The organism is Arthrobacter sp. ok362, assembly GCF_900102785.1.
Taxonomy (GTDB): domain Bacteria; phylum Actinomycetota; class Actinomycetes; order Actinomycetales; family Micrococcaceae; genus Arthrobacter.
The window spans coordinates 23,793-37,125 of the sequence record NZ_FNGC01000019.1; the positions used below are offsets into that span (position 1 = coordinate 23,793).

Genomic DNA, 13,333 nt, shown 5'->3' on the forward strand with positions numbered 1-13,333 from the left:
TCGGCGGCCGCAAACCCCGGGCCAGCCCTTGCCAATCCAGCGGAAACACGTTTACGCTCGATAAGTTACCAACGAGTAACCACCCCTCCCCCACTCCGCTGCGGGCAGCTTTGCGATCATTTTCCGATGTTAGCTGCATCACATCACCTTGGGTGGCCGGCGGCGGAGCCGCTGCCGGCGAGAACGTCGAGAGGAATCACCTGTGCCACAGAGTCGTGCCGCCGCCAGCAAGACCCGGACCCGAGCGCAGCAATTCGCCATCGCTACCCTGGCGCTGCTGCTCATTGCCCTGCTGGGGTTCTATACCCTCGTGACAGGCCGCATCACTGACGGTTCAGCGAAGCTCAAGGACGGGGCCGCCCAGGCTTCCGCCGGAGCCGGCCAACTGGAGGACGGCGCCGGGAAACTCGCCAACGGCGCTGGCCTGGCCGATACCGGCGCCGGCAAACTTTCCGTCGGGGCGGAAAAGATCTACTCGGGCATCAACAGCCAGCTGGCACCCGGAGCGGACAAGCTCCAGGCAGGCGCCGGGGAATTGGCCCAAGGCGCCGTCAAGATCGAAACCGATGTCAACAGCAAGCTTGCCCCAGGCGTCTACAAAGTCGACGACGGTGCGCAGAAGCTCGCGGCGGGGGCCGTGCAGCTGTCCGCCGCGCTGACTCCGACGCCGGCGGGCAACGCCGAGAACAACCTCGCAGACGGCGCCACCCAGCTGGACGGTGGCGCCGCCCAACTGGCCGCGGGAACCGTAGCACTGGCAGGCGGCACCGACCAGCTCAAGGGCTATCGCGGCGCCAACGCCAATCCGGAAGCCGGGACCGGGACGGCGGCCCTGGCTCAAGCCATGGAACTACTGCAGGCCGCGGCGAATGATCCGGTCCAGGGCCTCGTTCCGCTTTCAGTGGTGAAGGACAAGATCGCGAAGATCACCGCGGGCGCGCACAAGCTGGACGCCGGCGCCAGCCAGCTGCGGGCCGGTGCCCAGCGGCTGCAGGACGGCGCGGGCCAGATGCACGCGGGAACGGGCAAGCTCACGGCCGGATTCGCCACGCTGGCCGGAAAACTCAACAGCCAGGACCCCGCCAGCCCGGGCGTAGTGCTCGGCACCAGGCTCCTGGCCGACGGCACCTCCAAAATCCGTGTCGGGATGGACGGCGTCCCCGGCGATCCCGAGCACCCGGGCCTGCTCAAGGCCGCCGCCCGGATGACTGCGGGCAGCTCGCGGCTGGCAGACGGAACCATGGCGCTGAACGCCGGCATCAAGGGCAGTCCCGGCGATCCGGCCAACCCCGGCCTGCTGGGCGGCTCCAGGGCCCTGGCTTCCGGGGCCTCAGAACTTTCGGCCGGCAACACCAAGCTGGCGTCCGGCTCCTCACAGCTGGCCACGGGCGCGGACAAGCTCGCGGACGGCAACGCCAGGATCGCCGACGGCACCGGCACGCTGTATTCCGGAGCAGCCGCGGTGTCGCCCACCAGCATGCTCCGGCAGTCCGACGCCGCCACGGCCCTCGGACTCGTCGCAGTGCTGGCCCTTGGCTCCGTTGGCGCCTTCCTGGTGTTGCGGAAGAAGCAGGTCGACCCCCGGTAGTTTCTGGCGCCGGTTCCTGCGAACCCGCTACGCCAGCAGGTCCAGCAGGGAGCCGACCTCGCGCCCCACGAAGCCCGGGGCCGGCTCCCCGCCGCGGTTCAGCCAGACACCGAGGAGGCCGGCCGCCGTCGAGCCTTCCGCGTCGAGGAGCCGGTTGTCCCCGACGTACAGCGTTTGGCCGGGGCCGGTACCGATCCGCCGGACACCCTCGAGGTAGATGGCCGGGTCCGGTTTTGCGACGCCGACGGTATCGGTGCCCACCAGAACGGTTATCCGTGCCAGCCCGGCCGCGTCCAGCTTCACGCGCTGGTAGTCGTGGACGTTGTTGCTCACGGCCCCGTAGGGAATGCCGGCGGCGTCCAGGGCGTCCAGCAGCGGACCGACGTCGTCGAACGCGCGGATGTAGCCGTGTTGGCGGCTCGCGTAGGAACTCACCCAGTGGTGGGCCTGTTCGCCGTCGGCAAGTTCGACGCCGAAGTACCCCAGCGCCGCCCGGCCGCGGAGCAGCCGCTGCTCATTGAAGGTCAGCTCGCCGGCCAGGTAGCGGTCGTAGAAGTGGGTGGTCTCGCGGGTGAAGATCCGCCCGAACCTCTCCCACCCGGCCTCGTCCAGGCCGGGCAGGAGGTGCTCGCTGACGTCGCGGAGGGCCGCCGTCATGGCGAATTCGAGGTCCACCAGGGTGTCATCGATGTCGAACAAGACCCCATGAACAGCGCCCGCGGCCAGGCCCGCCGCCAGCATGTCAGCCGCGGAAGGCACGGAGGCGGGCCAGGGATGAATCCTTGCCCAGGATGACCATGGATTCGAACAGCGGCGGGGAGATCCGCCGGCCCGAGACGGCCGTGCGGACCGGGCCGAAGGCCAGGCGCGGCTTGACGCCGAGGCCTTCCACGAGGGCCTCCTTCAAGGCAGCCTGGATGTTCTCGGCCGTCCAGTCGGCGACGGGCTCCAGCGCGGACAGGGCGGCGTCGAGCACCTCGGTGAGGTTTTCCGGCAGGCCCTTGCGGGCGTCATCGGCGACGTCGATCGCGTCATCGGCCTTGAACAGGAACGCGAGCATTTCGGGGGCCTCGCCCAGCAGCGAGATGCGCTCCTGGATCAGCGGGGCGGCCTCGGCCAGGATCTCCTCCTCGCGGGCCGTGAGGCTCTTCCCGACCAGGCCGGCGGCCTGCAGGTAGGGCACCAGGCGGCCGCGGAAGTCCTCAGCGCCGAGCATGCGGATGTGGGTGCCGTTGATGGCTTCGGCCTTCTTGATGTCGAAGCGGGCCGGGTTGGCCAGCACATCGTTGACGTCGAAGTGCTCGATCAGCTGCTCCACGGTGAAGATGTCCTCGTCGGCGGAGAGGCTCCAGCCGAGCAGGGACAGGTAGTTGAGCAGGCCTTCGGGGATGAATCCGCGGTCCCGGAGCAGGAACAGGTTGGACTGGGGGTCGCGCTTGGAGAGCTTCTTGTTGCCCTCGCCCATGACGTACGGCAGGTGGCCGAAGACCGGCATGTAGCTGGCGACGCCGATGTCCATGAGGGCGCGGATCAGCACCACCTGGCGGGGCGTGGAGGAGAGCAGGTCCTCGCCGCGGAGCACGTGCGTGATCCCCATGAAGGCGTCGTCCACCGGGTTGACCAGGGTGTAGAGCGGGGAGCCGTCGGCGCGGACAATGACGTAGTCCGGGATGCTGCCGGCCTTGAACGTGATCTCGCCGCGGACCATGTCCGTGAACGTGACGTCCTCGTCGGGCATGCGGACGCGCAGGACGGGCTGGCGGCCCTCGGCCTTGAAGGCGGCGAGCTGGTCCCCGGAGAGCTCCCGGTCGAAGTTGTCGTAGCCCAGCTTGGGGTCGCGGCCGGCCGCGCGGTGGCGGGCCTCGACTTCGTCCGGCGAGGAGTAGCACTCATAGGCGTAGCCGGCGTCGATCAGCTTGGCCACAACGTCCTTGTAGAGGTCCAGCCGCTGCGACTGGCGGTAGGGCTCGTGCGGGCCGCCGACTTCCACGCCTTCTTCCCAGGTGATGCCGAGCCATTTGAGGGCTTCAAGCAGCTGCTGGTAGCTCTCCTCCGAGTCGCGGGCCGCGTCCGTGTCCTCGATCCGGAACACAAAAGTGCCCTTGGTGTGCCGGGCGTGGGCCCAGTTGAACAGGGCGGTGCGGATCAGGCCGACGTGCGGTGTGCCCGTGGGCGACGGGCAGAACCGGACACGGACCGGGGTGTCAGCGGTGACTTCACCGGTGGAGGCAGCAAGGGCGGAGCTGGAAACGGCGTCGGACGCGGAAGCAGTAGTCATAGTGGTACCAACATTACCAATCTCTCCCATCGCCACTCGCCCGGAATGCCGCTACGAAAAAGGACAGCCGCACCGTGGATCTGAACTGGTCAATCCACGGTGCGGCTGTCCACAATCGGCGTTGCTTCTTCGGATTCTTCGGAGCGAAGGCGGTCAGCGGCGGACCACAGGGTTGGAGAGGCGTCCGATGCCCTCGATCTCGACCTCAAAGCGGTCGCCGGCCTGCACCGAGCCGACGCCGGCCGGGGTACCGGTCATGATGACGTCGCCGGGCAGCAGGGTGAAGGCCTGCGAGACGATGGAGACGAGCTCCCGGACGCCGCGGATCATCTGGTTGGTGCTGCCGTCCTGGCGCAGTTCGCCATTGAGGCGGCCCTGGATCTGCAGGTCCTCGGTGTCGAGCTCGGTCTCGATCCACGGCCCCAGCGGGGCCGAGGTGTCGAAGCCCTTGGCCCGGGCCCACTGCAGGTCCGTCTTCTGGACGTCGCGGGCGGTGAGGTCGTTGCCGCAGGTGTAGCCGAAGATCACGTCGTCCACCCGGTCCTCGGGGACGTCCTTGCAGATCCGGCCGATGACGACGCACAGCTCGGCTTCGAAGGAGACGTCCTCGGAGAACTCCGGCAGGACAATGGGATCGTTGGGCCCGATCACGGAGGTGTTGGGCTTGAGGAACAGCAAGGGCTGCGCCGGGACCTCGTTGCCGAGTTCCCGGGCGTGCTCCGCGAAGTTGCGGCCAACGCCGATGACCTTGCTCCGCGGGATGATCGGCGCCAGCAGGCGGACGTCTTCCAGCTTGTGCTTCATGGGGGTTCGTTCCACGCCGTGGAAGAACGGGTCACCCTTAATGACAGTGACTTCCTCACTGCCGGGCTCACCGTCCACGATGCCGTAGAGGGGATCAGAATCGACTACAAACCGGGCGATACGCATGGTGCCTAGCCTACCGTCCCGTCGGCCGGCTCCTGGTTCAGCGGCGCCCGGCGGCCACCAGCGACGATCAGCGGCGCCCCCTGTTCAAGTAGTCAAGCGCTGCGCAGGTAGTCCAGCTGCGCCGCCACCGAGAGCTCCGCGGCACGGCGGACGGAGGGATCGACGTCGGCGTACACGGCGTCCGTGACGGCTCGGACATCGGCGTCAGCGCCGGCGTCCTCACCCAGTGCCGCGAGTGCGGCCCGGATCTGCTCGAGGCGGCCCTGCCGGTGGTCCCGGTAGGCGCGGGCGACGGCGTCCAGTGCCGGCAGCACCGGGCCGTGGGCCGGCAGGACAGTGGCCGGCCCCAGTCCCTCCAGCCGGTCCAGCGATTCGAGGTAGTCGCGGAGGGTGCCGTCGGGGTAGTCCAGCACGGTGGTTCCGGAGCCCAGAATCGTGTCCCCGGTCAGCACCGAGCCGTGCGGGCCGTCCTGCGGCAGGTGGAAGCACAGCGAATCCGCGGTGTGGCCCGGCGTCGCCAAAACCCTGATCTCCGTTCCGGCTGCCCGGATCGTTTCGCCGTCCTGCAGCGGCGGTGCGCCATGGCAGTGCGCGGGATCCGCGGCCCGGACAGGTGCGCCTGTGAGCTCCGAAAACCTCGCGGCGGCCGCGGTGTGGTCGGCGTGCCGGTGCGTGATCAGGATGAGTTCGACCGGCCCGTCGCCGGCCAGCGCCTGCAGGTGCGGTTCGTCGAGGGGTCCGGGGTCGACAGCGACCCTGCCCGCCGCCCCCGGGCCGGCAATGAGATAGGAGTTGGTTCCGTCCAGGCTCATGGGGCCCGGGTTCGGGGCGAGGCGGAACCGGGTCAGCTCGCTGCTGCGGAGAATGTCGCGGGATTTCTCGGTGGTCACGGTCCCATCCTTGCACTGATCCCCATCCTTGCGCTGGACTCCCTGCGGCCGCAGACGCCGACGGCGGCCGCCACCGGAAGGTGGGGACCGCCGTCGTACCGGAGGTTCCGGTTCTATATGCCTTGGTGTTAGGCGAGGCGGGTCAGCCAGCCGTGGGTGTCCTCCACGGTGCCGGTCTGGATCCCGAGCAGCTGGGCGCGGATGGCCAGGGTGGTCTCCCCCGCCGTGGCGTCTTCGGAGCCGATGAACTCGGTGGCGTCCTTGAGCACGCCGATCGGGGTGATGACCGCGGCGGTGCCGCAGGCGAAGACCTCGGCAATTTCGCCGGAGGCAACGCCGTCGCGCCACTCATCCAGGGTGATCTTGCGCTCGGTGACTTCCCGGCCCATGTCCCGGGCCACCTGCATCACCGACATCCTGGTCACGCCCTCGAGGATCGTGCCGGACAGCGCCGGGGTGACCAGCGAGCCGTCCTTCATCACGAAGAACACGTTCATGCCGCCGAGTTCCTCGACGGCGTTGTCGTTGAACTGGTCCAGGAACAGGACCTGCTTGCAGCCGTGCGCCTCGGCCTCCTGCTGGGCGATCAGCGAGGCGGCGTAGTTGCCGCCGCACTTGGCGGCGCCTGTTCCGCCGCGGCCGGCGCGGGCGTATTCACGCGAAATCCAGATGGAGACGGGCTTGAGCTCGCCGCCGAAGTAGTTGCCGGCCGGGGAGGCGATCACGCGGAAGGAGACCTCGCGCGCTGCCCGGACGCCCAGGAACGCCTCGGTGGCGATCATGAAGGGCCGCAGGTACAGGGCTTCGCCGTCGCCGGAAGGCACCCAGCCCTTGTCCGCCGCGACGAGTTCGCGGATGGCGCCGAGGAAGTACTCTTCCGGGAGTTCGGGCAGGGCCAGGCGCCGGGCGGACTTGTTCAGCCGGGCAGCGTTGGCCTCGGGGCGGAACGTCCAGATCGAGCCGTCGGCGTGGCGGTAGGCCTTGAGGCCCTCGAAGATCTCCTGGCCGTAGTGCAGCACTGCGGCGGACGGGTCCAGGGAAATGGGTCCGTAGGGCTCCACCCGCGCGTCGTGCCAGCCGCCGTTGCCCTCGGTGTCGACGCTGTAGTCGACAATCGCGGTGTGGTCGGTGAAATAGTCTCCAAATCCCGGGTTCGCCAGGATGGCTGCACGCTCTTCAGCAGACTTCGGGGTCTCCGAGTGGTGCTGGGTGAATTCGACGCCATGGGCAGTCTGAGTCATGGTTCCTCCACGATCGGCTGCCTGGCGCGGGAACGTGGTTCACCGGCGGACCACGGCAGCATATTGGTGATTCGAAACAAGCTTACGCCGGTTGGCAGCGGGGTTTTGCGGCACCTGCAGTGCAGGAAATACGGCCACGGCCTACAGCGCCGCCGCGATGGCGTCGCCCACCGCGCTGGTGGTGCGCAAGGCGCCATCGCGGGCCTCGACGTCGGCCGTCACAGCCGCTTCGATCTTCCGGGCGGCGCCAGTGAAGCCGAGGTGGTCGAGCAGGAGCGCCGAGGAGAGGATAGCCGCGGTGGGGTCGGCCTTCTGCTGGCCGGCAATGTCCGGGGCGGACCCGTGGACCGGTTCGAACATGGACGGCGCGGTGCGGTCCATGTTGAGGTTGGCAGAGGCGGCGAGGCCGATCCCGCCGGTCACGGCTGCCGCGAGGTCGGTGATGATGTCGCCGAACAGGTTGTCGGTGACGATCACGTCGAAGCGGGCCGGATCGGTGACCATGAAAATCGTGGCGGCGTCGACATGGAGGTAGTCGTGCGTGACGTCGGGGAACTCCTGGGCCACGGCTTCGACCGTGCGCTTCCAGAGCTGGCCGGCGAAGACCAGGACGTTGTGCTTGTGCACCAACGTGAGCTTCTTGCGGGGGCGGTCGTTGGCCCGGCGGAACGCATCGCGGACCACGCGCTCCACGCCGTGGGCCGTGTTCAGGGACACCTCGGTGGCCACCTCGTGCGGGGTGCCGGCGCGCAGCGTGCCGCCGTTGCCCACGTAGGGGCCTTCGGTGCCCTCGCGGACCACAATGAAATCGATCTCGCCGGGGTTGGCGAGCGGACTGCCGACGCCGGCGTACAGGCGGGAGGGCCGCAGGTTGACGAAGTGGTCCAGGCTGAAGCGCAGCTTGAGCAGGAGCTCGCGCTCGATGATGCCGGAGGGGATCCGGGTATCGCCGGGGGCCGCCCCGACGGCGCCGAACAAGATGGCGTCGCGCGTGCGAAGATCGGCGAGGGTGGCCGCGGGCAGGGTCTCCCCCGTCTCGAGCCAGTGCTCGGCACCGAGCTTGTAGTGGGTCTGCCGGAGCACGATCCCCTCGGCGGCCGCGGCCTTCTCAAGGACCTTCAGGGCCTCGGCCGTGACCTCCGGACCAATGCCGTCGCCCGGGATGACTGCCAGATCAATCGTGGATGCGCTCATGTTTTCAGCGTAGCCAAGTGATCCACATTCTGGTCAAGTCGTCTCACTATTCAAACATCCCGGGCGGGCGGCACGGGCTCAGGCCTCGGCGGGTTCCTCGTACTTCGGGAACGCCGGGGCCGGGGCGGGCAGTTCCGTGCCGGCAACGATCGGCGTCCCAAGGGCCGTGAACTGCCGCGCCGCGCCCTCTGGCTGGCCGAGCGTGTGCAGGATCGCCGCCGTCGCCGTCGGCATCACCGGCTGGGCCAGGATCGCGACGATCCGCAGCACCTCAAGCGTCACGTAGAGCACCGTGTTCATGCGTTCGACGTCGGTCTTGCGCAGCACCCACGGGGCCTGCTCGGCGAAGTAGGCGTTGGTGTCCCCCAGGACACCCCAGATCCCCTCCAGTGCGCGGCTGAACTCCTGCTTCTCAAACGCGGCCCGGGCGGCGTCCAGCAGTCCGTTGGCCTGGCCGAGCAGCGCGGTGTCCTCGGCGGAGAATGCGCCGGGCGCCGGCACGCGGCCCCCGCAGTTCTTGGCCACCATGGACAGCGACCGCTGGGCCAGGTTGCCGAAGTTGTTGGCGAGGTCGGAGTTCATCCTGCCCACAATTGCCTCGTGGTTGTAGTTCCCGTCCGCCCCGAAGGGGACCTCGCGCAGGAAGAAGTAGCGCACTTGGTCAAGGCCGTACTGGGCCACGAAGTCCTCCGGCGCCACCACGTTGCCCAGCGACTTGGACATCTTGACGCCGTTGTTCTGCAGGAAGCCGTGGATCATGATCCGCTTGGGCAGCTCAAGCCCTGCACTCATGAGGAACGCCGGCCAGTAGATGGCGTGGAAGCGGGAGATGTCCTTGCCGATCACGTGGACGTCGGCGGGCCAGAACTTCTTAAAGGATTCCGAGTCGACGTCCGGGTAGCCGACCCCGGTCAGGTAGTTGGTCAGCGCGTCGACCCACACGTACATGACGTGCTTGTCGTTGCCGGGCACCGGAACGCCCCAATCGAACGTGGTGCGACTGATGGACAGGTCCTCCAGCCCGCGCCTGACGAAGCTGATGACCTCGTTGAAGCGGGACTGCGGGGCACCGAATTCGGGGTGGGCCTCGTAGAGCGCCAGCAGCTTGTCCTGATAGGCGGAGAGCCGGAAGAAGTAGCTCTCCTCCGCCGTCCAGGTGACCTCGGTGTCCGATTCGCGCGAGTAGCGGATGCCGTCGTCCTTGACCACGGTCTCGTCCTCAACGTAAAACGCCTCGTCGCGGACCGAATACCAGCCTTCGTACTTGGACAGGTAGATGTCCCCGTTGGCCTCCATCTTCTTCCAGATGGCCTGCGACGCCGCGTAGTGGTCGGCGTCCGTGGTGCGGATGAAGCGGTCGTACGAGACGCCCAGGGCGCCGTGCGCGCCCTTGTAGATCTCGGCGTTCCGGTCCACCAGTTCCTTGGGCGTGACGGCTTCCTTCTCGGCGGCCTGGGCGATCTTCATGCCGTGCTCGTCCGTTCCGGTCAGGAAGAAGACGTCGTACCCGTCCAGGCGCTTGAAGCGGGCCATCGCGTCGGTGGCGATGTACTCGTACGCATGGCCGATGTGCGGCACCCCGTTGGGGTACGTGATGGCCGTGGTGATGTAGAACGGGGTCTTGTCAGTTGAAGTCACGGTCTAAATCTAGATCAGTTCTGTGAGGGTATCGCTCTGGCGGACCAGTTCGTGGTCATGTGAAGCCACCAGCACGGCAATGCCGTCCGAGGTCGTGTCCTTGAGGATGCTGATGATGCGGTTGGCCGCGGCACGGTCCAGGCTGGCCGTGGGCTCGTCGACCACCAGGACGCGGGTGCCGAGGATCAGCGCCCGGGCGATCGCCACCCGCTGGCGTTCACCGCCGGAGAGCTGCGCCGGGCGGTGGCGCATGCGCCGGCCCAGCCCGACGAGGTCCAGGAGGTCCTTGGCCATGTCGCGGCGCTTCTCAACCTCGCCGTCGGGCACGGCCGGCAGCAGGACGTTCTCGAGCGCGCTCATCCCGTCGATCAGGGCACCGCCCTGGTCAACGTAGCCGATCAGGGCACGGCGGCGGTCGGCGATCTCGTCGTCGCCCATGGTCTCGAGCGAGTCGCCTTCCCAGAACACCCGGCCCGAGGTCGGCAGGGTCAGCCCCGCGCCGACTGTCAGGATGCTGGTCTTGCCCGAGCCGGAGCGGCCGGCGACGCAGTGCATTTCGCCGGCGTGCAGCGTCATGTTGAAGTCGTCCACGACGTTGACGGCCTCGGCACCGCCCTTGCCGCCGCCGTAGTGGATGGTGATGTTGCTCAGTTCCAGCGGCGTGGCGTGGTCCGCGGCCTTCACGATCGTGTTGGCGCGGGTCTTGTGCGCACCGCGGCGGGTGCTGGCGGTCATCCGGTCGTGTGCCTCCCGGTCAAGGTTCAGCTCGTTAGTCATTGGACCACTTTCGTTGCAATCGGAATCCAGCAAAGTACAGCTACGAGACCGGCAATTGCGGCCCACAGCGCGGCATAGGGGGCGAGGAGGAGGCCGATGCCGAGGGCGCCCACAACGCCGAGGGGCAGCGCGACGGTTCCCACCATGGCGTTTTCAAAAAGGCGGACCTGGCCCAGCATGTCCGGGTTCCAGCCCATGGCCCGCAACGTGCCGAGGTACTGGCGCTTGGCCTGCAGCTCGAAGCGCCCGGTGACCATGGTCAGCAGCAGCCCGACGGCAACGCCGGACACGCCCAGGATGATGCTCGGGAGCGCGATGCTGGCCGCGGCCAGCCCGCTGAGGGCGCTGGCGCCGGCGGCCCGGGGAATGTCGATCAGCAGGGCAACCAGTCCGCCGACGGCCGCGGCGAAGACACCGACTGCAACGGCCAGCGAGATGGTGTTGAACTTGTTGGAGCTCAACTGCCGGTTGGCAAAGGTCAGCGGCGAATCGATCGCCATGAGCCGTTCATCGTGTTGCGGCTCCTGGTCCACTACCTCGCGGTGGCGCAGCTGCTGCGCCGCGACGAACGCCGCACCCGCGTACAGCACCAGGACCGACGCCGAGACCACCGCAGTCGCGGTGCTCCAGGTGATCAGGCTCAGGGCGGTGCCGACGACCGCCAGCAACGCGGCGCCGACGCCGAACTCGGCCAGCACCCAGGAGCGGATCCTGCGCTGGGTCCAGCCCATGGCACGCAGGGTTCCGGCCTCGCTGCGCCGTTTGCGGATGTAGCTGACGGTGGAGGCGCCGGTCAGGAGGGCGGCGCCGCAGAGGGTCAGGAACAGCAGGGTCAGGTTCGTGGCGGTCAGGGAGCCGGAAACGGCGTCCGCGGCGTCCTGGCGGACCCACGACTGCTGCACGGTGCCCAGCGGCGATTCCTTGCCGGCGCCGTCCTTGGAATAGCCGGGAACGGCGATGTTGGCGTCTTCGCGGGCCGAACCGGCCACAACGGTGGCCTGTAGGCCCATGTCGCGGATCTCGTTGGCAAGCTTCTCCACCTCAGGCTGCGCCTGCTTCCAGCTGCCCGGAACGTTGGCGCGGACCCGGACGGCGTCGATCACGGAGGCGTTCTGCTCATAGCCGCGGGCGGCCGCGAGGCCGTAGTAGTCGGTGATGGCGCCGGCGGACTGGCTGACCAGTCCCGTGGCGCTCAGCGAGGGCTTGAGTTCGGTGTTGACGTCCGTGCCGGACGCATCCTTGGTCAGGGTGAACGGCGCGGGGTCGTAGCCGCCCAGGGGCAGCCGGTTGACGTCACCGGCCGCGTCCTTGACGTTTGCGGCGTCGAACGTGCCGTAAACCATGGCCAGCGGCGTGGCCAGCTTCTTGCCGGTTTCGAGGTTCTGCCGGTAGGAGCGCTCGTCCACCGGATCGCGCTGGGTCTGGTCGACGGCGGCGCCGTTGGCGGCCTTGTCCGGCAGCCGGTTCACGGTGACCCAGTCACCGGGCGTGGCGCTCTTGTCCACGGCCCCGTTGGCGGCGGTTTCGCCGTCCTTGTACGCCGGGGCGGCGGCAAAGTTGGTGCTCCAGGTGGCGGGGTTGTAGAGGCCCTGGCTGAAGGACCCGGTGTCACCCATGAGCTGCGAGAGGTCCTTGGACCCCGGCCAGGCGAGGGCGAACGGGGACTTCGAAACGAACGGCAGGTAATCCTTGTCCAGCGAGCGGGTCACGGTGCCGACGTCCTTGGTGACGTTGCCGGAGCCGTCGATTTCCTCGATCTTGACCGAGTACTTCAGGTCCACGGCGGTGCCTGAGCGCACGATCAGCGGGATGGCCTGCGAATCGGCGGTGAGCTGGCCGTCGCGCTTGGCCTGCTGGTACTGGGTCATCAGCGGTGCCCAGTACTTGAGCTTGACGCCGAGGAAGTCCGGGCCTTCCTTGAGTTCGTCCATGGAGATGCCGTTGGTGAAGAGACTCTCGAAGTGCCGGCCGATCGCTCCGGCGTTGCGGGCGTCCGCGGGCGGGGCCTTCTCCAGCGGGGCCAGGAAGTCACCGGCCGTGCCGAGCAGCGCGCGTTCGGAGACGGGGTCGACGGCGACGACGGACTCGGTCACCTGCGGCGCCATGGGCAGGGAAACGGAGAGGTTGAAGAGATTGTGCTCGGAGCCGCCGGCCGGGGCGGGGAACTTGATGCCCGTCTCGCCGTCCGGGCCCTGGATGCGGACGTTCTTGCCGCCGGCGACTTCCTCTTCGACGAGCTTCGCCTTGCCGAGGGAGCCCTCTGCCGTGGTCTTGAACAGGGTCTGGTCGGAGTGGCCGTCGGAGCTGACGGCGCTGGCGGTGAGACGGTATTTCTTCGGTGTGTCGCTCAGCACCGATTCCGCGGCCGGCCACTTGCTCGGGTCCGTGGCGGTCGGGTCGCCGGAAGTGCCCGCGAGGCCCGCGTTGAAGCCAAGGTAGTCGGTGGCGTCAAGCCGCGGCGATTCCAGGTTCTGCGTCACGCGCGAGACCAGGCTGATGGGCGCGGCCACCGAGGTGCCGGAGAGCTTGCGGATCGAATCCAGCTGCTCGAAGCTGATGCCGCCCTGGCCGGTGGCGATGTCCGGCTGCATCAGGCCGCCGTTATCATCGGCCTTGGCCTGAACCAGGACGTCATAGAGCCCCCGGGAGTTTTGGTCCACGGTCCTGTTCAGTGCCGCCTGGGACTGACCCTGGACGAGCACGGACAGGCACATGGCCACGATCAAAATGGACGCGGTCAACAGAAGCACTCTGCTTCTGATGAACCTCTGGACGGCGTTCATTGGGCTCCTGAAAG

At 68.1% G+C, this 13,333-nt stretch carries 10 protein-coding genes; 1 reads left to right on the forward strand and 9 read right to left on the reverse strand.

Features of this window, described 5'->3' with window-relative positions:
* Positions 1-202 precede the first annotated feature (202 nt).
* Complete coding sequence (locus BLQ10_RS19805) at positions 203-1,588, forward strand: hypothetical protein (RefSeq protein ID WP_091564717.1); 1,386 nt, start codon at positions 203-205, stop codon at positions 1,586-1,588.
* A 27-nt stretch (positions 1,589-1,615) separates the two neighbouring features.
* Here BLQ10_RS19805 and BLQ10_RS19810 read toward each other — a convergent pair whose 3' ends face one another.
* From BLQ10_RS19810 to BLQ10_RS19850, 9 genes are all read right to left on the reverse strand, one after another.
* Positions 1,616-2,329, reverse strand: coding sequence for an HAD family hydrolase (locus BLQ10_RS19810; protein WP_091564745.1), 714 nt, complete (start codon positions 2,327-2,329; stop codon positions 1,616-1,618).
* Between the two features lies 1 nt (position 2,330).
* Positions 2,331-3,866 (reverse strand): glutamate--tRNA ligase, encoded by a 1,536-nt coding sequence (gltX, locus tag BLQ10_RS19815; RefSeq protein WP_091564718.1) that lies wholly within the window; start codon positions 3,864-3,866, stop codon positions 2,331-2,333.
* A 153-nt stretch (positions 3,867-4,019) separates the two neighbouring features.
* Positions 4,020-4,796: a fumarylacetoacetate hydrolase family protein gene (locus tag BLQ10_RS19820; RefSeq protein ID WP_091564719.1), complete on the reverse strand. Its 777-nt coding sequence runs from the start codon at positions 4,794-4,796 to the stop codon at positions 4,020-4,022.
* A 92-nt stretch (positions 4,797-4,888) separates the two neighbouring features.
* A complete protein-coding gene (locus tag BLQ10_RS19825; RefSeq protein ID WP_091564720.1) occupies positions 4,889-5,686 on the reverse strand; it encodes an MBL fold metallo-hydrolase in 798 nt (265 codons plus the stop codon).
* 128 nt (positions 5,687-5,814) lie between these two features.
* A complete protein-coding gene (locus BLQ10_RS19830) occupies positions 5,815-6,927 on the reverse strand; it encodes a branched-chain amino acid aminotransferase (protein WP_091564721.1) in 1,113 nt (370 codons plus the stop codon).
* Positions 6,928-7,068: 141 nt separating this feature from the next.
* A complete protein-coding gene (locus BLQ10_RS19835; RefSeq protein WP_091564722.1) occupies positions 7,069-8,121 on the reverse strand; it encodes a 3-isopropylmalate dehydrogenase in 1,053 nt (350 codons plus the stop codon).
* A gap of 78 nt (positions 8,122-8,199) precedes the next feature.
* Complete coding sequence (metG, locus tag BLQ10_RS19840; protein WP_091564723.1) at positions 8,200-9,759, reverse strand: methionine--tRNA ligase; 1,560 nt, start codon at positions 9,757-9,759, stop codon at positions 8,200-8,202.
* Positions 9,760-9,768: 9 nt separating this feature from the next.
* Positions 9,769-10,494 carry an ABC transporter ATP-binding protein gene (locus BLQ10_RS19845; RefSeq protein ID WP_091564746.1) on the reverse strand — a complete coding sequence of 242 codons (726 nt, stop codon included), beginning with the start codon at positions 10,492-10,494 and terminating at the stop codon, positions 9,769-9,771.
* Positions 10,495-10,532: 38 nt separating this feature from the next.
* Positions 10,533-13,319 (reverse strand): ABC transporter permease, encoded by a 2,787-nt coding sequence (locus BLQ10_RS19850; RefSeq protein WP_091564724.1) that lies wholly within the window; start codon positions 13,317-13,319, stop codon positions 10,533-10,535.
* Positions 13,320-13,333: the final 14 nt, after the last annotated feature.

Excerpts from the sequence above, each read along its gene's own strand:
- BLQ10_RS19820 (WP_091564719.1), bottom strand. The coding sequence starts at position 4,796 with ATGCGTATCGCCCGGTTTGTAGTCGATTCTGATCCCCTCTACGGCATC.
- gltX (WP_091564718.1), bottom strand. The coding sequence starts at position 3,866 with ATGACTACTGCTTCCGCGTCCGACGCCGTTTCCAGCTCCGCCCTTGCT.
- BLQ10_RS19850 (WP_091564724.1), bottom strand. The coding sequence starts at position 13,319 with ATGAACGCCGTCCAGAGGTTCATCAGAAGCAGAGTGCTTCTGTTGACC.
- BLQ10_RS19830 (WP_091564721.1), bottom strand. The coding sequence starts at position 6,927 with ATGACTCAGACTGCCCATGGCGTCGAATTCACCCAGCACCACTCGGAG.
- BLQ10_RS19845 (WP_091564746.1), bottom strand. The coding sequence starts at position 10,494 with ATGACCGCCAGCACCCGCCGCGGTGCGCACAAGACCCGCGCCAACACG.
- BLQ10_RS19810 (WP_091564745.1), bottom strand. The coding sequence starts at position 2,329 with ATGCTGGCGGCGGGCCTGGCCGCGGGCGCTGTTCATGGGGTCTTGTTC.
- BLQ10_RS19835 (WP_091564722.1), bottom strand. The coding sequence starts at position 8,121 with ATGAGCGCATCCACGATTGATCTGGCAGTCATCCCGGGCGACGGCATT.